Here is a 17,814-nt window from a genome sequence, read left to right as displayed (position 1 = left end):
GCGGGCAAAAAGTGCCGTGTTCTTGCGTTTACACAAAGCTATACGGATCAATATCGACGCCCACGCGCACTCCGGGGGGGAATTGCTGGGTGGCGAGCCAATCGCGCAAAGTGCCTTGAAGATTGGCGCTGCGCCGCGCATTGATGAGAAAGCGGTATCGGTAGCGGTTCCTGAGCAATGCCATCGGGGCAGGCGCTGGCCCCAAGATCATCACATCGTCGAGGTGCGGGCGTGAATGGCCCATTCGCGTGGCAACATCGCGCACTTCGCGTTCGTCTTCGCTTGACAGAATGATTGCAGCCCACCGGCCAAAGGGTGGGGCACCTGCATCGCGGCGCGCTTCGGTTTCGGCTTCGTAGAATCCGTCGCGGTCGCCATCGGCTAGCGCTGCGATGACCGTTGCCTCAGGATGGCGGGTTTGGATCAGCACTTCGCCCGGTTTCGACCCACGCCCTGCGCGCCCTGCGACCTGCGCGACCTGTTGATACGTGCGTTCTGCGGCGCGCAAATCCCCGCCTTCAAGCCCCAAATCAGCGTCCACCACGCCAACCAATGTAAGTTCGGGGAAGTGAAATCCTTTGGTCACAAGCTGCGTGCCGACGATGACGTCGATCGCCTTGCCTTCCGCCTTGGCGATGAATTCAGCGGCGCGTTCGGGCGAGCCCAGGGTGTCGGAGGTTGCGACCGCCACGCGCGCATCGGGGAAGCGTTCCGCAACTTCATCAGCGATCCGCTCAACCCCGGGGCCACAAGCGACGAGGCAATCGGCTTCCCCGCACTCAGGGCAGCTATCGGGTACCGGACCTTCAAGCCCGCAGTGGTGGCAGGAGAGCCTCTGCGAAAGGCGGTGTTCGACCAGCCACGCGCTGCAATTGGGGCATTGGAAACGGTGTCCGCAATTGCGGCACAGCGTGAGAGGCGCATAGCCCCGGCGGTTAAGGAAAAGCAGCGATTGCTCGCCCGCCTCCAGCCGCTTGCCAAGCGCCTCAACCAGCGGCTCTGCCAGCCAGCACCCCGCGCCGGGTTTGTGTTCGGTCAGGTCGATGAGCTTGATTTCGGGCAATTCGGCGCCACCAAATCGACTGGGCAGTTCAAGCTTCGTATAAGTCCCGCTGTTCGCCATGTGCAGGCTTTCGAGTGCAGGCGTTGCGCTGGCGAGCACCACCGGGATTTCCTCGAACCGCGCGCGCATCACAGAAACGTCCCGCGCGTTATAGCGTACGCCGTCATCTTGCTTAAAGCTGATCTCATGCGCTTCATCGACCACGATCAGACCAAGGTTGGCATAAGGCAGGAACAGCGCCGACCGCGCGCCGACAATAACTTGCGCTGACCCTTCGCTAATTGCCCGCCATGCGCGCCGCCTCTCGGTGGATTTCAATGAAGAGTGCCATTGCACAGGCGGCGTGCCAAAGCGCCCTTCAAACCGCGTGAGGAAGTTTTCAGTGAGCGCGATTTCAGGTAGCAGTACGAGCACCTGCCGCCCCATTCGGACGGCCTCAGCAACGGGCTCGAAATACGTCTCTGTCTTGCCCGATCCTGTGACACCATCGAGCAGAAAGGGCTCAAACTTTCGCGCTGTGACTGCATCCACAAGCGTTTTGGCGACCCGCATCTGATCGGGCGACAAGGCAGGTTGGTGAAAGTCGGGATCGCTTGGCGGGTAGGGGCGGTCAATCGCCACCGTCACCGGCTCGATCACGCCCTGATTGACGAGGCCGCGCAACACGCCAGTCGAAACGCCGGCGATTTCGGATAATTCGCGTAAGATACCCTGCTCGCCTTGAAGCAGTTCAATTGCGGCTTCGCGTTGGGGCGTCATGCGTTCAGGCGCGGCCCCTTCGACGAGGCGGTATTCGATTGTCGTCGTCGGCCCGCCCAATGCGCCGCCGCTGGATAAAACCATGCGCGCAACGCTCGCCAAGGGAGCGCAATAATAGTCGCTGGTCCATTCGATCAGGCGGCGAAGTGCTGGAGAAATCGGTGGTACGGGCACCACCTCGCGGATTGGTCTTAGCTTCGATGCGTCCACCGGATCTCCCGGTAAACGTCCATCATCCCACACGACGCCCGTCACCGTACGCGGTCCCAAAGGCGCTACGACAACGCTTCCCGCATTCACAATCATTCCTTGCGGCACCTTGTAATCAAGGGCACCAAGTGCTGCATTAAGGACGAGAAGGCGGACGCGTTGCATTGCGCATATAACTATGCGTGAGTGCGGCGATATGCCAGCCAGCCGGGAGGCAGATATGCACAAGACTACACAACACCCATTGGCCCGCCGCCAGTTCATCGGGGGAGGGCTCGCATTATCAGCCGCGCTCACCCTGCCTGCTTGTGCGGGCGGGTATGGTATCAGCCTGACCGAAGCGGTGCGGCGTTTGCTCCTTCTATCGAGTGAGAACGCCTTTGCGCGCCTGACTGCTGATGGCGGGTTCTGGGACAGCCAAGTGGCTCAGCTTGGCCTTGGCGATATGCTGGGGTCGCGCGGTAATGTTCTGACAAGGGTGCTCACGTCGGCACTGGTGAAGGATCAATTGGAAGATGCCTTTGCCGATTTCGCGGTTGATGCCTCCTTCAAAGCCGCGCCCATCGTGACCGAGGCCGTACGCACCATTGGTTTTGCCAATGCGGTTGAACTCGTGCGCGGCGGACCGAACGCAGCAACCGCTGCCCTGCGCGGTGAATTGGGCGGGCGGCTGGTCGATGAAATGGTGCCCGAGCTTGGCCAGGCCATCCGGATTGCGTCCAACCCTGGCGTTGCAGAGCTATTGAGGCAAGTAAGCGGCGCGGATATTGGCGCTATTGCTCAAGGATTTGCGGGCAACATCGACGATGCGATCTGGACAGAGATCGGCAAGGAAGAAGCGATAATCCGCGCCAATCCACAATCGACGAACGACCCGCTATTGATCGGCGTGTTTGGGCTGGGCAGGTCGCTTTAGCAGTGTGCACAACGGACATCCCCGGTCCTGAGCCGCTATCCGGTTGCGAATCTCACCTTACACGGGCAATCAGAGTTCCAATCCAAAGACTCGACAAAAAGGCCCACGCCCATGAAATTTTTCGCCGACACCGCCGAGATTGATGCGATCAAGGAACTGGCCGCGACCGGCCTACTTGACGGGGTGACGACTAACCCATCGCTTATCCACAAATCGGGCCGCGACTTCATGGAAGTCACGAAGGAAATTTGCGGCATCACCGATGGGCCGGTTAGCGCCGAAGTCGTCGCTCTCGACCATGAAACGATGATGAAAGAGGCTGAAGTCCTGCGTAAAATCGCGGACAATGTGTGCATCAAGGTGCCGCTGACCGTCGATGGGCTTAAAACCTGCAAGGCGCTCACTGGCGATGGCACGATGGTCAATGTGACGCTGTGCTTCTCGGCGAACCAAGCGCTGCTCGCCGCCAAAGCAGGCGCGACTTTCATTTCACCCTTCGTCGGCCGCCACGATGACAACGGCTTTGACGGGATGGACCTCATCGAAGACATTCGCCTCATCTATGACAATTACGATTTCCAAACCGAAATCCTTGTCGCATCGGTGCGCCACGTGACCCACGTGCTGGAAAGCGCAAAGATCGGAGCGGATGTCATGACCGCACCGCCAAAGGTAATCCACGCCCTTTTCAACCACGTGCTAACCGACAAAGGCATTGAAGGCTTCCTCAAAGATTGGGAAGCAACGGGGCAGTCGATCGTATGATCGGCAGGGCTTGATGTTATTCGCCTTGCCGCAAGGCGTATCGAGTTGCTAACGGCAACCCACAATGTCTGAAGAAACCCCTCTCGATAAGTTCAAGCAGGCGCTTACCGGAGCCTCGCGCGCCATCGCCCGCGACCCGGAAGTCGAGGTCGCGTGGAGCGCCGATGTACCGGGGGCCTCTGGCAATCGCTTTCGCGTGCCATTGCCCGGACGCGATCTTCCGGCAGAGCAAGTGAGCGAAGCGCGCGGATTTGCCGATAGCTTTGCGCTTAAGCTGCGGCACCATGACGCAGGCCTCCACGCGGTGAATGCGCCGCCAGAGCCTGTGGCGCGCGCGTGCTATGACGCGATTGAGCAAGTGCGCTATGAGGCTCTGGGCGCGAACCGTTTCGACGGGATCAAAGCCAACCTTGATGACGCGACCGAGATGCGGCTTAATTCCGATGGCATCACGCGGGCACAAAACGCTTCCGAAGTGCCATTGCAGACCGCTTTGGCTCTTATGGTGCGTGAGGAATTGACAGGAGAGCCCATTCCAGAACGCGCCGTCACCGGGCTAAGCCTTGTGCGCGAGGCGATTGAAAAGGCGGTGGGCAAGGATCTTGCCGCCCTTACCGATAGCCTCGGCGATCAGGAAGCGTTCCAGAAACTCGCGCTCGATATGCTGCGCGACCTCGATCTGACGCGCCCGACTGAGGAGCAGGATCAAACCGAGGACGATGATTCTGACGAAGAAGACGGTCAGGATGAAGAGGACCAAGGCGACGAGCAGCAGGAAGGCGAGGCTGAACCCGATGCAGCCGAAGCAGCTGGCGAAATGCAGGAGGGTGAGGCCGAGGGTGACACCGAAGCCGAGATGCAGGGCGATGAGGATTTCGAGGAAGGCGAGCCGGGTGAAGACGGCGATGCTTCCAATGCGCCCACACGCCCCAATCGCCCGCAAACCGATATTCCCGATGGCCTTGACTACAAGGCGTTTACCGAGCGCTTCGATGAAGAGATCGAAGCGCCCGAGCTGTGCGACGCGGAAGAGCTCGACCGCCTGCGCGCTTATCTCGACAGCCAGCTGACCGGGCTTCAAGGTGTGGTGACGCGGCTTGCCAACCGCCTGCAACGCCGCCTTATGGCGCAGCAGAACCGCAGCTGGGACTTCGATCAGGAAGAGGGCGTTCTGGACGCCGCGCGCCTTAGCCGGGTGATCGTGTCGCCGGGCACGGCGCTGTCCTATAAGGTCGAGCGCGATGTGGAGTTCAAGGACACGATTGTGACCTTGCTTATCGACAATTCAGGTTCGATGCGTGGTCGCCCGATCTCCATTGCCGCGATCAGCGCCGATATTCTTGCGCGCACTCTGGAGCGTTGCGGGGTGAAGACCGAAATCCTCGGCTTTACCACCAAGGCGTGGAAAGGGGGGCAATCGCGCGAGGCGTGGCTGGCCGATGGCAAGCCGCAAGCGCCGGGGCGTCTCAACGATCTGCGCCACATCATCTACAAACAGGCCGACGAACCATGGCGCCGCGCGCGCCGCAATCTCGGCCTGATGATGCGTGAGGGGCTGCTTAAAGAGAATATCGACGGCGAAGCGCTTTTGTGGGCGCATTCGCGACTGGTCTATCGCCCCGAGGAAAGGCGCATTCTGATGGTGATCTCGGACGGTGCGCCAGTGGACGATTCGACGCTGAGTGTAAACTCAGCCGGGTACTTGGAGGCCCACCTTCGCGGTGTGATCGACTGGATCGAGAATGTCTCGCCAGTGCAGTTGGTAGCCATCGGCATCGGCCACGACGTAACCCGTTACTACCGCCGCGCGGTGACGATCATGGATGTCGAGCAACTCGGCGGCACGATTATGGAGCAGCTTGCGGAGCTGTTTGAAGATGAGAAGGGCGGAAGGCGGCGATAGGTCGCAATTCGTCATTCCTGCCCTTCGACGCCGCCTGCGGCGTCGCTCAGGATAAACTGCCGCTCTGCGGCAGGCAGGATCCAGTCACGGCTGGCTTTGACAAGCGAAATTATCTGGACCCCGGCCTTCGCCGGGGTGACGAGGGGAGAAAAATGAACGTAACCGAAGCAGTCACCAGCCGTCGCTCTGTGCGCGCGTTTCTTGATAAACCTGTTGAGCTTGAGACGCTTCGCCGCGTGCTAGATAAAGCGCGTTGGGCGGCTTCGGGTTGTAATTTTCAACCTTGGGAAGCTGCCGTTGTCACTGGTGAATCGCTGAAAGAGCTTCAGGCCAAGATCGCGAAAAACGGTCCTGAAAAGCCCGAATACGACTGGACCGCGCCCGAACAGGAGGAGGCCTACAAATCGCGGTTACACGCTGTGGGTGCTGGAATGTTTGGCGCAATGGGGATTGCGCGTGATGATGCGGAAGGCCGCGCCGCCGCGATGGCCCGCAACGCAAATAGCTTTGATGCGCCAGTGGTCATGTTCACTTATTTCCCGCGCTTTATGAAAGAGCCGCAATGGTCGGACACGGGGATGTGGTTGCAAACCGTGGCTCTGCTCCTTCGTGAAGAGGGGCTGGACAGCTGCTATCAGGAATTCATGGCGCTATACGCCAACACTATCCGCGAGCATCTTGGCCTCGATCATGAGCGCTATTTGCTCTTTTGCGGCATGGCGATTGGCTATCGCGATCCAGACGCGCCGCTCAACAATTTTGAGCGCGAGCGCGTACCGCTGGACGAGCAGGTGAGCTTTCACGGGTTTGAGTAAACCCGTCACCCCAGCGGAAGCTGGGGTCTAGGGCGGCAAAGTGGTCGCCTATCCGCTTGAGATCCCAGCTTGCGCTGGGATGACGATAAAGGCAGAGGGTTGCGCACAATGACGCAGCTTAAACTCTTCAACTCGCTGACCCGCGAGATCGAACCTTTTGTCCCCGTCCACCAAGGCGAGGCGCGCGTGTATTCGTGCGGGCCAACGGTCTACAACTACCAGCACATCGGCAATATGCGCGCTTATATCTTTGCCGATACGCTTGGCCGCACGCTCCAGTACAAGGGCTATAAGCTCACCCACGTGATCAACATCACCGATGTGGGACACCTCACCTCTGACGCGGACGAGGGTGAGGACAAGATGGAGAAAATGGCGGCAACGCAGGGCAAGAGCGCCTGGGATATCGCCGCCTTTTATCAGGCTGATTTTGAAGCCGATCTTGCCCGCCTCAATGTCCAGCAAAAGCAGCACCCGCGCGCGACCGAATATGTCGAAGAGATGATCGAGTGGGGTAAGTCGATTGCTGACAAGCACTGCTACGAGCTTGAAAGCGGCCTGTATTTCGACATCTCCACCGTCGCCGACTACGGCAAGCTTGCGCGCGCTGTGACCGAAGAGGGTGAGGGCCGGATCGAGAAGCTTGAGGGCAAGCGCAACGCAGGCGACTTTGCGATTTGGCGCAAGACTCCGGAAGGCGAAACGCGTCAGATGGAATGGGACAGCCCGTGGGGCAAAGGCGCGCCGGGCTGGCACCTTGAATGTTCTGTCATGGGTGAAAAGCTATTGGGCTTTCCCTTCGACATTCACACCGGCGGCATTGACCACCGCGAAATCCACCACCCCAATGAGATTGCGCAAAATCAGGCGTTCTGCGGTTGCGGTGGTTTGTCTGAAGCGCGCAATTCTGGCGCCAACATCTGGATGCACAATAACTTCCTTGTTGAGCGTTCGGGCAAGATGTCAAAGTCGTCAGGTGAGTTCCTGCGGCTGCAACTACTCGTCGACAAGGGCTATCACCCGCTTGCCTACCGCATGATGTGCTTGCAGGCGCATTACCGCAGCGAGTTGGAGTTCTCATGGGAAGGGCTCGAAGCGGCGCTGACGCGGCTGAAGCGGATGGTGATGGGGATTGAACGCCTGAAAAACGGCTTAGGCGCCGAATGGAGTCCGACAACGTTAGATTGGATACTTTCCTCAAATGAGGAAGGGTTTGAGGGCGCAATTTGCGATGACCTAAATACACCTCGTGCGCTGACCGAATTTGAAGACTTGCTTTTCAACAAGAAGATCAAGGCTGATGAAAAGGTTGATGCGCTTCGCAGGATGGATTTCGTTCTCGGGCTAGATCTCTTTGAGCTGAGCCGCGAGGACCTGCGCATCCGTCCAGTCTCGGCTGAAATCACCGAAGACAAAATCGAAGACGCGCTCGCCCGCCGCAAAGCCGCGCGCGCTGAGAAGGACTTCGCGACTTCTGATGCGATCCGCGATGAGCTCGCCGCAACGGGCGTCGAAGTCATGGACGGCGACCCGCTTGGTTGGGATTGGAAGCTGGCTTGACCGCTCGAATTCCCCTCCCGCTTGCGGGAGGGGTTAGGGGTGGGCTAGGCGAGCACAAACACCCGTTGGGAAGGCCCACCCCCGGCCCCTCCCGCAAGCGGGAGGGGAGAACAATTCAATGACCAAACTCGCAATTTCCGGCCTTATCCGCCCTCTGCTTGAACCACAGCTGCCCAAAGACCTCGAAGTCAGCTGGTTTATGACTCACGAGGAAGCGCTGGAAGCGGTCAAGGGCGCGGAGATCGGGTGGTTCGACATGAATGAGAAGCCCGCGATGGCGGCGGCACTCCACGCAGCTACGGAGCTTAAGTGGCTCAATTCGATCTACGCCGGGCTCGATTTTCTGCCGATGGATGTGCTGATCGAGCGCGGGATTACCGTCACCAACGGGGTTGGTATCAACGCCATTACCATCGCGGAATATACGATCATGGGGATGCTCAACATCGCCAAGGGATATCGCGAGGTCATGCGCGCACAGGAGCGCCGCGAGTGGTTGATGGACAGCCCCGGCAAGCGCGAACTGGCTGGCTCCAAGGCGCTGCTCTTGGGCTACGGCGCGATTGGCAAGCTTATCAAACCACGGCTCGAAGCGTTTGATGTGGACGTCACCGTTGTGCGCCGTTCTGGCGGTGAAGGCGTGCTTACGCCTGACCAGTGGCGAGGGCAATTGGGCGAGTTTGATTGGGTGATCCTCGCAGTGCCATCGACGCCTGAAACAGAGAATATGATCGGCGCGGATGAGCTTGCTGCCATGAAGCGCGAATGCGTGCTTGTGAACATCGCGAGGGGCGAAGTGGTGGATCAGCCTGCATTGATCGAGGCGCTCAAATCCCGCTCTATCGAAGCCGCTTTCCTCGATGTGACCACGCCCGAACCGCTTCCCGAGGACCACGAGCTGTGGACGCTCGACAACGCGCATATCTCGATGCACCTGTCAGGCCGCGCGCAGAATAAGATGTTCATTCGCAGCGCTCAGCGCTTCCTTGAGAACCTTCAAAAATACCTGCGCGGTGAGCCGCTCTCGCCGATTTTCGATCCAAAGCTTGGTTACTGACTTTTGCAAAATGTGCATTGTGCACTTGGAATCTGACGGATTCCTGCAATACATGGGCACAAGGCTAGGCCATTGCGGGCTGGTCACTGGGGGCAATTGAACAAAGGCGAGCGTTGGGCTCCGGCGGTATCGGAGCGCCTTTTTCGCGACATTTCCCCCAAAGTTTTGAGGCGCAGACAGCTATTGCTCTGCTGCGCCAAATTGGGGGGAAACAAGCGACTATGACCGATACCAAAAAAGCGTCCGACGTTTTTATCGAATGCCTTGAGGCGGAAGGGTGCGAATACATCTTTGGCGTTCCGGGCGAGGAAAACCTCGATTTTCTCGACTCGCTGGGCCGTTCGGACAAGATCAAGCTGATCCTCACCCGCCACGAACAAGGCGCTGGCTTCATGGCTGCAACCTACGGCCGCCACACGGGCAAGACGGGCGTTTGCGTGGCGACGCTTGGCCCGGGGGCGACGAACTTCGTGACCAGCGCAGCCTATGCCCAGCTTGGCGGGATGCCGGTGCTGATGATTACCGGGCAAAAACCGATCAAAAAATCCAAACAAGGCCGCTTCCAGATCGTCGATATTGTCTCTCTGATGGAGCCGGTCACCAAATATTCAATCCAGATCGCAGCGGGTGACAACATCCCCAGCCGTGTTCGTGAGGCCTATCGCCTCGCTGAAGAGGAAAAACCGGGCGCGACCTTGATCGAACTTCCCGAAGATATCGCAGAAGAGCCCACCACCGACTGGCACCCTCTGCCCAAAAGCGTCGCGCGCCGTCCATCGGCAGAACCCAAAGCGGTGCGCGCTGCGGTCAAAGCGATTGAGAATGCGAAAAACCCGGTGATCGTCATCGGTGCAGGTGCCAACCGCAAGACGGCGGGACGGATGCTGGAGCAATTGGTTGAAAAAACAGGAATTCCCTTCCTGACCACACAAATGGGCAAGGGCGTGATTGATGAACGCCACCCCAAATTCCTTGGCTGTGCAGCCTTGTCGGCGGGCGATTTCGTCCACCGCGGTCGAGGCCAGCGATTGCATCATAACGTTGGCCACGATGTGATCGAGAAGCCGCCGTTTTTCATGAAGAACGTGTTCGACGATCCCAAGAGCGGCGAGCAAACCGTCATTCACGTCTCGACCAACACCGCCGAGGTGGACCCGGTTTACTTCCCGCAAATCGAAGTGATCGGCGATATTGGCAATGCGATCTGGCAGATCAAGGAAGACATCTCGCCCAATCGCAGCTGGGATTTTGCCCATATGCTCGAATATCATCAGGCCGAGCTTGAACACACTGGCAAGCTTGCAGACGATGCGCGTTTTCCGATTTTCCCGCCGCATCTGGTGAAGCAAGTGCGCGAGGCGGTGCCGCATGATGGCATCATCTGCCTCGATAATGGCGTTTATAAAATCTGGTTTGCGCGCGGCTACACCGCTTATCTTCCCAACACCGTGCTGCTCGACAATGCTCTTGCGACCATGGGCGCGGGGCTTCCCTCTGCAATGATGAGCGCCATGCTTTATCCCGACCGCCACGTGATGGCGATTTGCGGCGATGGCGGCTTCATGATGAACAGCCAGGAGATGGAAACCGCGGTGCGCCTGGGGCTCAATCTCACCGTGCTGATCCTTCGAGATGATGCTTACGGTATGATCCGCTGGAAACAGGCCAACATGGGCTTTGACGATTTCGGGCTTACCTATGGCAACCCGGATTATGTCCAATATGCAGAAAGTTACGGGGCCAAGGGGCACCGCGTGGAAAGCAGTGAGCACTTGCGCGAACTTCTCGCCCATTGCCGCGATACACCGGGTGTGCATCTGATTGATTGTCCGGTCGATTATTCCGAGAATGATCAGATTTTGAACCATGACATCAAAAAGCTGAGCAAAGAGCTTTAAGCTTCCCCACGCCCTCCAGCCCGACCCCGTCAGGAGACAATGATGAAGACTGTCGTCAACCCGTTCGACCTTTCTGAAATCGGCCAAGTGCCAGAGGCCGAATGGGACGAGATCGACGCCTTTCTGGCGCGCGCGCATGAGCTTTGTGAAGACCGCTCGACCTGGATGAAAACGCATGAGCGCGCCGCCATCCTCGAAAAGGTCGTGGAGATTATGAAAGAGCGGCGCGACCACCTCGCTTTTCAAATCGCCAATGAGGGCGGAAAGCCGCTCATTGATGCGCGGGTTGAGGCGGATCGCGCGATCAAGGGGGTTGAGCTTTGCATCGAAGACCTTGGTAATGTTCGCGGCACCGAAATCCCAATGGGGTTAAGCCCGTCTGGTGACGGCAGGTTTGCATGGACCACGCGTGAGCCCATCGGGCCGGTGGTGGCTGTCTCGGCCTTCAACCACCCGCTCAATCTCATCGTCCACCAAGTCGCGCCAGCGGTTGCAACTGGTTGTCCGGTGATCGTCAAACCTGCCAGCGACACGCCGCTCTCCTGTTTTGAGTTCATCGATATTCTGCACGAGGCAGGCCTCCCCAAAGAGTGGGCCAAAGCGGTTGCACCGTCGCGTGAAGCGTCGGAAAAGATGGTGACCGACCCGCGCGTTGCCTTTTTCACCTTCATTGGGTCTGCTGGCGTTGGTTGGGGCCTTCGCTCCAAGCTTTCCCCTGGTACACGTTGCGCTCTTGAACATGGCGGCGTTGCGCCAGTGATCGTTGATGCGACCGCCGACCTTGATGCAGCTGTGCCCGCGTTGATGAAGGGGGGCTTTTACCACTCCGGCCAAGTGTGCGTTTCGGTTCAGCGGATCTTTGCGCATTCTTCCATCGTCGATGAGCTGTCCTCGCGCATGGCAGCGGCGGCAAAAGAGCTCAAAGTCGGCAATGCGATCAACGAGGATACCGAATGTGGCCCGCTTATCCGTCCGGCGGAAACCGACCGCGTGGCCGATTGGGTTGAAGAAGCGCGCGAGGGCGGGGCAAAGGTGCTGTGCGGCGGGGAGAAACTCTCCGACACAACCTATGCCCCCACGGTTCTGCTCAATCCACCAACCGATGCCAAGGTTTCGACCAATGAAGTCTTTGGCCCTGTGGTGTGCATCTATTCCTACGACGATGTGGACGATGCGATTGCTCAGGCCAATTCGCTCGATGTGTCCTTCCAGGCGGCGGTCTTCACCAACGATCTGAAAGGCGCGATGCACACCTATCGCAACATCAACGCCTCTGCTGTGATGGTGAACGACCATTCCGCCTTCCGCGTCGACTGGATGCCTTTTGCAGGGCTCAAAACATCAGGCCACGGCGTCGGCGGTATCCCATATACGATGCACGAAATGACCATCGAGAAGATGATTGTAATCAATAGTTGATCCTCCCCGTTGGCGGGGAGGGGGACCGTCGAAGACGGTGGAGGGGATTTGTGTGGCAGGCGCGGCCTGCCCCTCTACCAGCCTGCGGCTGGTCCCCCTCCCCAATTGGGGAGGACTAATTATCCTCCAAGAGCAGCAGCACCGCTGTCACCTGCAAACGCTCGTGCAGGCCAAATCGGTGGTCGACTTCGCGTATGCTTGCATCGGCCACCAATTGGCCGGGAATGGTGAATTCGTGTTCGGGCAGTGCCTCCATAAATTCCTCACCATGCGCGACGGCTTCAGCGCCTTCGAAAACCAATGTCACCTCATGTCGGGTGCCCGCGAAAGTGATTGAACTCCACGCGCTTTCTTCGTGTTTGAGACACTTGAGACACTGTCCAGGGAAGGAAATTCCGGTGAGGCGGATCAGTGCCTCGCGCAGACGATCAGCGGTGGTCTTGCGGGCACGCATGGGGTGGGGGCCTTTAACCGCTGGCACGCTGATGGATTTAAGCTCCAGCTTGGCGCGGCCAAAGGTCGGGGCAAAAACAGGTTTGCGAGTACGGGTAAGCGCGGCGGGAAGGGCGGGTGCACGGCGATCAAGCAGCATAGCAAAAGCCCTTCGTTTCAAACGCTGGTTCGTCATTGGCGGCAATGCGGAAGGAGTGCGGACGCGCCATCGCGCGATTGCCGGCCTCAAATTCCTCCATCCATTTAAGAGTGCGCGCCTCGGTTTCAGGGCGCGGTATGCGGCCCATGCGAAGGTCCAGCACAAAGCGTGGATCGTGGGCGGCCAGTCGGCCGAACTTGGTCACGGCCATTTGGTGGGTACGCAGGAAACGCTCAACATCCTGTAGCAACATCATCATTCCTTTCGGTGTTCCAATCGGGGTTCCATTTGGTTTCACCGAGCCGATGCCTGCACCGCGAATCGCTCAATGTTCACTAAATGTTCCACACATTTTTGGACCGAGGTATCCCCTAGGCATAGGTAGATAAGGACTTTGTAGTATGTGGATAAGTAAGCTAGTGCGGACAGAACGAATCAGGAGTTCTAATGTCCGACGACACACCCGAAACGGAGCCGGAGGTTCTGGATCAAGAATTGATGTCCGCCGAGCAAGTTGGGCAGGCGTTGGGTTGGGATACGAACAGAATTTGGGCCACCAATGTCCAAGTATTTCGGAACCCAAGTCACGTTCTTTTTGTTTTCCGAGAGATGGCCGAGTTGGAGGGGCGAAAAACCGATGGCACCAAAGAACGGGTCAATCTCGGCAAGAATGTGGCGAGCATCGTATTGCCGCCCGACGTGGCAGAATCGTTCGCGGATGTAATGCGGCGACTTTACCCGGTGCAAGATGCAGAACAAGACGACAACTAACGTCTCTTATTCTTTCGGCGCGGCAACTGCGTTGGGGCTGACGGCCATGAGTACCCAAGCCACATCGACTGTGCCTCAGCAAGAGGTGGTAAAGGTGAGTGAATCTCGAACGGCAGGCGCAGCCAGCAACTACGTTGACGAACGCTTGCTCGAAGCCAAATTGGAGGCTGCTGAAGCGCGTTCTGATTCAAAATTCGCGGAACTTCTTGGCGAACTGAAGGTGATCGGCGAGCGGATTACATCGGTCAACACGCAGATTGGCGGGATGGATGCAAAGATTACCAACCTAGATACGAAAATTGAGACAGTCGACACTAATACGCGCGCTGGTAAGCGCGAGATCATTATAGCGATCGTTACAACCGGAATAGCCGTGATTGCATTAGCCTGGGCTGGTGTTCAGATATTTCAGAGCAGCCTTGGGCTGGGTGCCAGCGCGTTTGAAGCTGGCATGGCTGCCGGATCGCAGGGGGAGAGTAATGCTGACCCTCAGTGAAGCAGTAAGAGAGGGCAAGCTTGCCCAATTCGTCGCCGAGCACCCTGAGATGCAAGGCGATATGGAGGCGTTCAACCGAACGGTTGAGGCTATGACTGGTAAGTCTCAATCAGATCGTCAAACATCTGATGGGGACGGTGGCGACGATTGAAGCGAAACTCCGCTTCCTTCGCATACTTCCAAAGGTGCTTGCCGCTCACATGAATGTGAGTGCCTGAAATCGAACGCTTCAATTGTGCCCAAAAGCCTTCGATTGCGTTCACCCCGACGCCCTGCGCATCAACATATTCGCCCTTGCTGTGATTGATACGCTTGTGATCGTAGCCTTCAAGCGCAAGGTAGCCATAAGAGCCGAGTTCGTCGGTGTGGACTTCGGTTTCACGGTCAACGTGCTTGAGCATGGTGGGAACTAGAGCGTTCACACCGCGATTGGGCACAACCTCGGTGACAACATCGCCGCCGCGCTCAAGCATACCGAAAACGATGGTCTTGTTTTTCTTGTAGCCCGAACCCTTACCGCGCGCTTCGCCGCCGATGTAAGTTTCGTCAGCTTCGACAATCTTGCCAGCGCCGCCTATAGGGCGGTCACCGTCAACATCTGCCATATGCTTGCGGATCAGGTCCGCCATGCGCCACGCTGTCTTGTAGGTAACACCTAGTTGGCGCTCCAATTCCTTCGCAGCAACGCCGTTGCGCGTCGTGGTGAACAGAAAGATCGCATAGAACCACATTTGCAGCGAAGTGCGCGACTTCTCAAAAGGAGTGCCCACGGTCGGGTGTAGGTGATGACCGCACCACTGGCATGAAAACGCCCGCTCAGCCTTGATGCGAAACCACTTGGATGCGCGCTCACACTTGGGGCACTCGTAGCCCTGCCCGAAGCGAACATCAAAAAGGTGCTGCAAACAGGCTTCATCATCAGGGAAGCGCTTGAAGAATTGAGCGATTGTCTGGGGCTTCGTTTTCATACGTAGGATATATCCTACAATATTACGTATGGCAAGGGGATAATTCGGTTTTTGGACTTGTCTAGGAAAAATCCTACGTGTAGGAAGGATTCATTGAGCAAGGTGGAGAATGTCATGAGCGATGACTTGCAAATCAAGGCGCGCGCGCGATTGTTGGATTTGTCAAAAGAGCGCGGGGCGAGCCTTGCCAGCCTGTCCGAAATGCTTGGGAGAAACGGGACTTACCTGCAACAATTCATTAAGAAGGGCAGTCCGAAGAAGCTCGAAGAAGGCGATCGCAGAATGCTCGCGGAGTTCTTTGGGGTGGCGCAAAGTGAGCTTGGTGCCCCTGAAGGAAGTGTTAAGGAAAAATCCTATGATCGAGTTGCATCAGCGCGAAACACGCAGTGGATCGACGTCCCCCGCCTCAATATCGGAGCATCAGCAGGCCCCGGCGCGCTGCCCGATGCCGAGGAGCCTTACGACACCTTCCAATTCTCGCGCCGCTGGTTGGCGGAACAGGGGTTGGAGGGCGCGAAGCTGCAAGCGATTACGGTAGAAGGGGACTCGATGGAGCCGCTGCTCAACGATGGCGATGAAATCCTGATCGACACGGCTGAGCGCCCGTTCCGCGACGGAGTGCACGTTGTGCGCCTTGGCGATACGCTGATGGTAAAGCGGGTGGCGCAGGCAGGGGCAGGGCGGTTTTCGCTGCTTAGCCAGAACCTGGCATATCCGCCGGTAGATGTGGCAGCGGATGAGATGGAAGTGATTGGGCGCGTGGTTTGGAAAGGGGGGCGGGTATGATCTCAAACAAGAGGCTTTTCCTAACGACAGTGCTGGCCTCATTTGTGAATTCTGGCTTGATGGTGACACTGTTCAGGGCTGGCGATTCGATCCGGGACGGGCGTGCGTTTCAAGCTGATTATTGGAATGTCCCCATTAGCTTTGGCCTGCTCCCATTCGTGCAGATTTTCTCTTGGGGTTTTTCGACGGCGGGCTTGTTTTTGCTCCTTGTTATTTTGCGTCCCCTGATCCCGCACCGTGTAAAGGGATGGGCGGCTAAGGCTCTTTTCGTGCTCCTCGGCGTAGGAATAGGTTCTGCTATGTTTGGCCTAATGTCTGGTGAGCCGACGATCGGTGGCTACTTCGGAGCGGTGACTGCCTCGCTCTTCGTGTTCATTTGCCCAGCTTGGTTTGGTGAATGGCGGACTTAATCGACCACATCCGTTTGCCCTGAGCCTGTCGAAGGGCACGCGCGTGCTTCGACAGGCTCAGCACGAACGGAAGTTGGGAAGTTACCCCCGCCGCTGTTTGAGCCAATCCTTGTGCGTGGCCTCGGTCTGCCGCCATGCAGCGAAAACGGAGAGGTCTTTGTTTGCCTTGCCCGTCCGCCCAAGCGCGTAGATTTGGCCGTAATACCAGAATTGCACCGCAAATGCCGCCGCTCCGCGCAGGGCCTTGATCTTGCCCAGAAAACTCAAAATGGGAGGGAAAAGCGAGAGTTCATCTTCGTAGCGGTGAAGGCTCTCCTCGCCGTTCAGAAGAAGCTTTGGCCCGTCAGGGTCTGCGCAAAGGGGCCGGCCCAAGCCAATCAAATCTGCTGCACCGCTTTCCAATGCCTGCTCCATCGCCGCTCTGGTGCGAAAGCCTCCAGTGACCATAAGCGGCATTTTGCACGCCTCTTTCATCGCTTTGGCGAAGTCCACGAAATAGGCCTCGCGCACGGCCGTTGAGGCTTTCACACTGGGGTTTTCGGCTGGCTCCATCCCCTCGATGCCTAGCAGCCTTGGTTGCTCGTATGTTCCGCCGGAAACTTCGATCAGGTCAACGCCCAGTTCCTCAAGCCAGCCCACGACCGTCACGCTGTCCTCAAACGCAAAGCCGCCTTTCTGGAAGTCGGCGCTGTTGAGTTTGACGCTGATGGGGAAGTGCGACCCCACCGCCTTACGCGACTGGCGAATGATGTCGAGGAGCAAGCGTGCCCGGTTCTCAAGGCTTCCGCCCCATTCGTCCTCGCGGATATTGGTTCGGGGCGAAAGGAATTGCGAGATGAGATAGCCGTGCGCGCCGTGGATTTGCACGCCGGTAAAGCCGACCTCTTTGCAAGTCCGTACCGCGCGAACGAAGCCGGCGATGATCTGTTCGATCTCGTGCCCCTCAAGCGCGACAGGCTCACCAAACTGACCGCCGGGGATGCCGACTTTGACGGCAGAGGGCGCTTTGGGATGCGGATTGACGATCTTGAAGCATTGCCGCCCAGCATGGCTGATCTGCGCCCAGAGGTGGTTGCTGTTGGAGGTGCCCGCCGCCGTCCATTCGCGGAATTTTGCGCGTTCGTCTTCGTTGAGCTCCCGGTCGATGATGACATTGCCCGGGCGCTCAAGATGGTCGGCGTCGATCTGGATATTGCCAGAAAGGAGCATCCCTGCGCCGCCATCGGCCCATATCTTGTAAAGCCGCGTGAGCTCAGGCGTCGGGAGGCCTTGCGGGTCAGCAAGCCCTTCGGTCATCGCGGCTTTGGATAGCCGATTGGGCAGCACCGCGCCGCAGGGCAATGTGAGTGGGCTGGCAAGTGTCATTGTGTTTTTCCCCGTTTTGCCCAGCATAACGCGCAAGTTTCATTGTGAAACCAGAATGTGC

General features: G+C 58.0%; 17 protein-coding genes. 12 read left to right on the top strand and 5 right to left on the bottom strand.

The window, feature by feature from the left end:
• Nucleotides 1-28: 28 nt before the first annotated feature.
• Nucleotides 29-2,197, bottom strand: coding sequence for a primosomal protein N' (locus INR77_RS13120; RefSeq protein ID WP_223071471.1), 2,169 nt, complete (start codon nt 2,195-2,197; stop codon nt 29-31).
• Nucleotides 2,198-2,252: 55 nt separating this feature from the next.
• Here INR77_RS13120 and INR77_RS13115 point away from each other — a divergent pair, with 55 nt between their 5' ends.
• The 8 genes from INR77_RS13115 to INR77_RS13080 all read left to right on the top strand — a co-directional run bounded on the left by INR77_RS13115 (nt 2,253) and on the right by INR77_RS13080 (nt 12,365).
• Complete coding sequence (locus INR77_RS13115; protein ID WP_223071470.1) at nt 2,253-2,948, top strand: DUF4197 domain-containing protein; 696 nt, start codon at nt 2,253-2,255, stop codon at nt 2,946-2,948.
• Nucleotides 2,949-3,059: 111 nt separating this feature from the next.
• Nucleotides 3,060-3,713, top strand: a complete 654-nt coding sequence (gene fsa, locus INR77_RS13110) for a fructose-6-phosphate aldolase (RefSeq protein WP_223071469.1) — start codon at nt 3,060-3,062, stop codon at nt 3,711-3,713.
• 64 nt (nt 3,714-3,777) lie between these two features.
• The gene (gene cobT / locus INR77_RS13105) at nt 3,778-5,616 is read left to right on the top strand and encodes a cobaltochelatase subunit CobT (protein ID WP_223071468.1); all 1,839 of its coding nucleotides are present in this window, start codon (nt 3,778-3,780) and stop codon (nt 5,614-5,616) included.
• A 152-nt stretch (nt 5,617-5,768) separates the two neighbouring features.
• Entirely contained in the window at nt 5,769-6,431 is a 663-nt protein-coding gene (locus tag INR77_RS13100) for a nitroreductase (RefSeq protein WP_223071467.1), read from the top strand.
• Between the two features lie 108 nt (nt 6,432-6,539).
• Nucleotides 6,540-7,991: a cysteine--tRNA ligase gene (cysS, locus tag INR77_RS13095; RefSeq protein ID WP_223071466.1), complete on the top strand. Its 1,452-nt coding sequence runs from the start codon at nt 6,540-6,542 to the stop codon at nt 7,989-7,991.
• 118 nt (nt 7,992-8,109) lie between these two features.
• The gene (locus INR77_RS13090; RefSeq protein ID WP_223071465.1) at nt 8,110-9,048 is read left to right on the top strand and encodes a D-2-hydroxyacid dehydrogenase; all 939 of its coding nucleotides are present in this window, start codon (nt 8,110-8,112) and stop codon (nt 9,046-9,048) included.
• 221 nt (nt 9,049-9,269) lie between these two features.
• The gene (locus INR77_RS13085; RefSeq protein ID WP_223071464.1) at nt 9,270-10,946 is read left to right on the top strand and encodes an acetolactate synthase large subunit; all 1,677 of its coding nucleotides are present in this window, start codon (nt 9,270-9,272) and stop codon (nt 10,944-10,946) included.
• 42 nt (nt 10,947-10,988) lie between these two features.
• Complete coding sequence (locus tag INR77_RS13080) at nt 10,989-12,365, top strand: aldehyde dehydrogenase family protein (protein ID WP_223071463.1); 1,377 nt, start codon at nt 10,989-10,991, stop codon at nt 12,363-12,365.
• 115 nt (nt 12,366-12,480) lie between these two features.
• Here the strand turns inward: INR77_RS13080 and INR77_RS13075 are convergent, their stop codons facing one another.
• Both INR77_RS13075 and INR77_RS13070 read right to left on the bottom strand, forming a co-directional pair.
• Complete coding sequence (locus tag INR77_RS13075; RefSeq protein WP_255573786.1) at nt 12,481-12,957, bottom strand: hypothetical protein; 477 nt, start codon at nt 12,955-12,957, stop codon at nt 12,481-12,483.
• Nucleotides 12,947-13,216 (bottom strand): hypothetical protein, encoded by a 270-nt coding sequence (locus INR77_RS13070; protein ID WP_223073618.1) that lies wholly within the window; start codon nt 13,214-13,216, stop codon nt 12,947-12,949. The genes INR77_RS13075 and INR77_RS13070 overlap by 11 nt, the downstream gene beginning before the upstream one ends.
• A 188-nt stretch (nt 13,217-13,404) precedes the next feature.
• Between INR77_RS13070 and INR77_RS13065 the strand changes: the two genes are divergently transcribed.
• Complete coding sequence (locus INR77_RS13065) at nt 13,405-13,728, top strand: hypothetical protein (protein ID WP_223070743.1); 324 nt, start codon at nt 13,405-13,407, stop codon at nt 13,726-13,728.
• A 46-nt stretch (nt 13,729-13,774) separates the two neighbouring features.
• Nucleotides 13,775-14,224 (top strand): hypothetical protein, encoded by a 450-nt coding sequence (locus INR77_RS13060; protein WP_223070744.1) that lies wholly within the window; start codon nt 13,775-13,777, stop codon nt 14,222-14,224.
• A gap of 89 nt (nt 14,225-14,313) precedes the next feature.
• Here INR77_RS13060 and INR77_RS13055 read toward each other — a convergent pair whose 3' ends face one another.
• A complete protein-coding gene (locus INR77_RS13055; protein WP_223070745.1) occupies nt 14,314-15,192 on the bottom strand; it encodes an IS1595 family transposase in 879 nt (292 codons plus the stop codon).
• 114 nt (nt 15,193-15,306) lie between these two features.
• Between INR77_RS13055 and INR77_RS13050 the strand changes: the two genes are divergently transcribed.
• Both INR77_RS13050 and INR77_RS13045 read left to right on the top strand, forming a co-directional pair.
• Nucleotides 15,307-15,978, top strand: coding sequence for a S24 family peptidase (locus INR77_RS13050; protein WP_223071462.1), 672 nt, complete (start codon nt 15,307-15,309; stop codon nt 15,976-15,978).
• Nucleotides 15,975-16,388, top strand: a complete 414-nt coding sequence (locus INR77_RS13045) for a hypothetical protein (protein ID WP_223071461.1) — start codon at nt 15,975-15,977, stop codon at nt 16,386-16,388. The genes INR77_RS13050 and INR77_RS13045 overlap by 4 nt, the downstream gene beginning before the upstream one ends.
• Nucleotides 16,389-16,469: 81 nt before the next feature.
• On the opposite strand, the gene INR77_RS13040 is transcribed toward INR77_RS13045, so the two are convergent.
• Nucleotides 16,470-17,753, bottom strand: a complete 1,284-nt coding sequence (locus INR77_RS13040; protein WP_223071460.1) for an NADH:flavin oxidoreductase/NADH oxidase family protein — start codon at nt 17,751-17,753, stop codon at nt 16,470-16,472.
• Between the last annotated feature and the right edge of the window lie 61 nt (nt 17,754-17,814).

Origin of the sequence: Erythrobacter sp. SCSIO 43205 (assembly GCF_019904235.1) — a bacterium.
In the GTDB taxonomy this organism is placed as follows: Bacteria; Pseudomonadota; Alphaproteobacteria; order Sphingomonadales; family Sphingomonadaceae; genus Erythrobacter.
This window is presented reverse-complemented; position numbering and strand designations above follow the sequence as displayed.

Coding starts and splice junctions, on each gene's coding strand:
- INR77_RS13115 (WP_223071470.1), top strand. CDS start 2,253: ATGCACAAGACTACACAACACCCATTGGCCCGCCGCCAGTTCATCGGG.
- INR77_RS13085 (WP_223071464.1), top strand. CDS start 9,270: ATGACCGATACCAAAAAAGCGTCCGACGTTTTTATCGAATGCCTTGAG.
- INR77_RS13120 (WP_223071471.1), bottom strand. CDS start 2,197: ATGCAACGCGTCCGCCTTCTCGTCCTTAATGCAGCACTTGGTGCCCTT.
- cysS (WP_223071466.1), top strand. CDS start 6,540: ATGACGCAGCTTAAACTCTTCAACTCGCTGACCCGCGAGATCGAACCT.
- INR77_RS13070 (WP_223073618.1), bottom strand. CDS start 13,216: ATGATGATGTTGCTACAGGATGTTGAGCGTTTCCTGCGTACCCACCAA.
- INR77_RS13045 (WP_223071461.1), top strand. CDS start 15,975: ATGATCTCAAACAAGAGGCTTTTCCTAACGACAGTGCTGGCCTCATTT.
- cobT (WP_223071468.1), top strand. CDS start 3,778: ATGTCTGAAGAAACCCCTCTCGATAAGTTCAAGCAGGCGCTTACCGGA.
- INR77_RS13050 (WP_223071462.1), top strand. CDS start 15,307: ATGAGCGATGACTTGCAAATCAAGGCGCGCGCGCGATTGTTGGATTTG.
- INR77_RS13090 (WP_223071465.1), top strand. CDS start 8,110: ATGACCAAACTCGCAATTTCCGGCCTTATCCGCCCTCTGCTTGAACCA.
- INR77_RS13055 (WP_223070745.1), bottom strand. CDS start 15,192: ATGAAAACGAAGCCCCAGACAATCGCTCAATTCTTCAAGCGCTTCCCT.
- INR77_RS13065 (WP_223070743.1), top strand. CDS start 13,405: ATGTCCGACGACACACCCGAAACGGAGCCGGAGGTTCTGGATCAAGAA.
- INR77_RS13040 (WP_223071460.1), bottom strand. CDS start 17,753: ATGACACTTGCCAGCCCACTCACATTGCCCTGCGGCGCGGTGCTGCCC.
- fsa (WP_223071469.1), top strand. CDS start 3,060: ATGAAATTTTTCGCCGACACCGCCGAGATTGATGCGATCAAGGAACTG.
- INR77_RS13060 (WP_223070744.1), top strand. CDS start 13,775: ATGAGTACCCAAGCCACATCGACTGTGCCTCAGCAAGAGGTGGTAAAG.
- INR77_RS13075 (WP_255573786.1), bottom strand. CDS start 12,957: ATGCTGCTTGATCGCCGTGCACCCGCCCTTCCCGCCGCGCTTACCCGT.
- INR77_RS13080 (WP_223071463.1), top strand. CDS start 10,989: ATGAAGACTGTCGTCAACCCGTTCGACCTTTCTGAAATCGGCCAAGTG.
- INR77_RS13100 (WP_223071467.1), top strand. CDS start 5,769: ATGAACGTAACCGAAGCAGTCACCAGCCGTCGCTCTGTGCGCGCGTTT.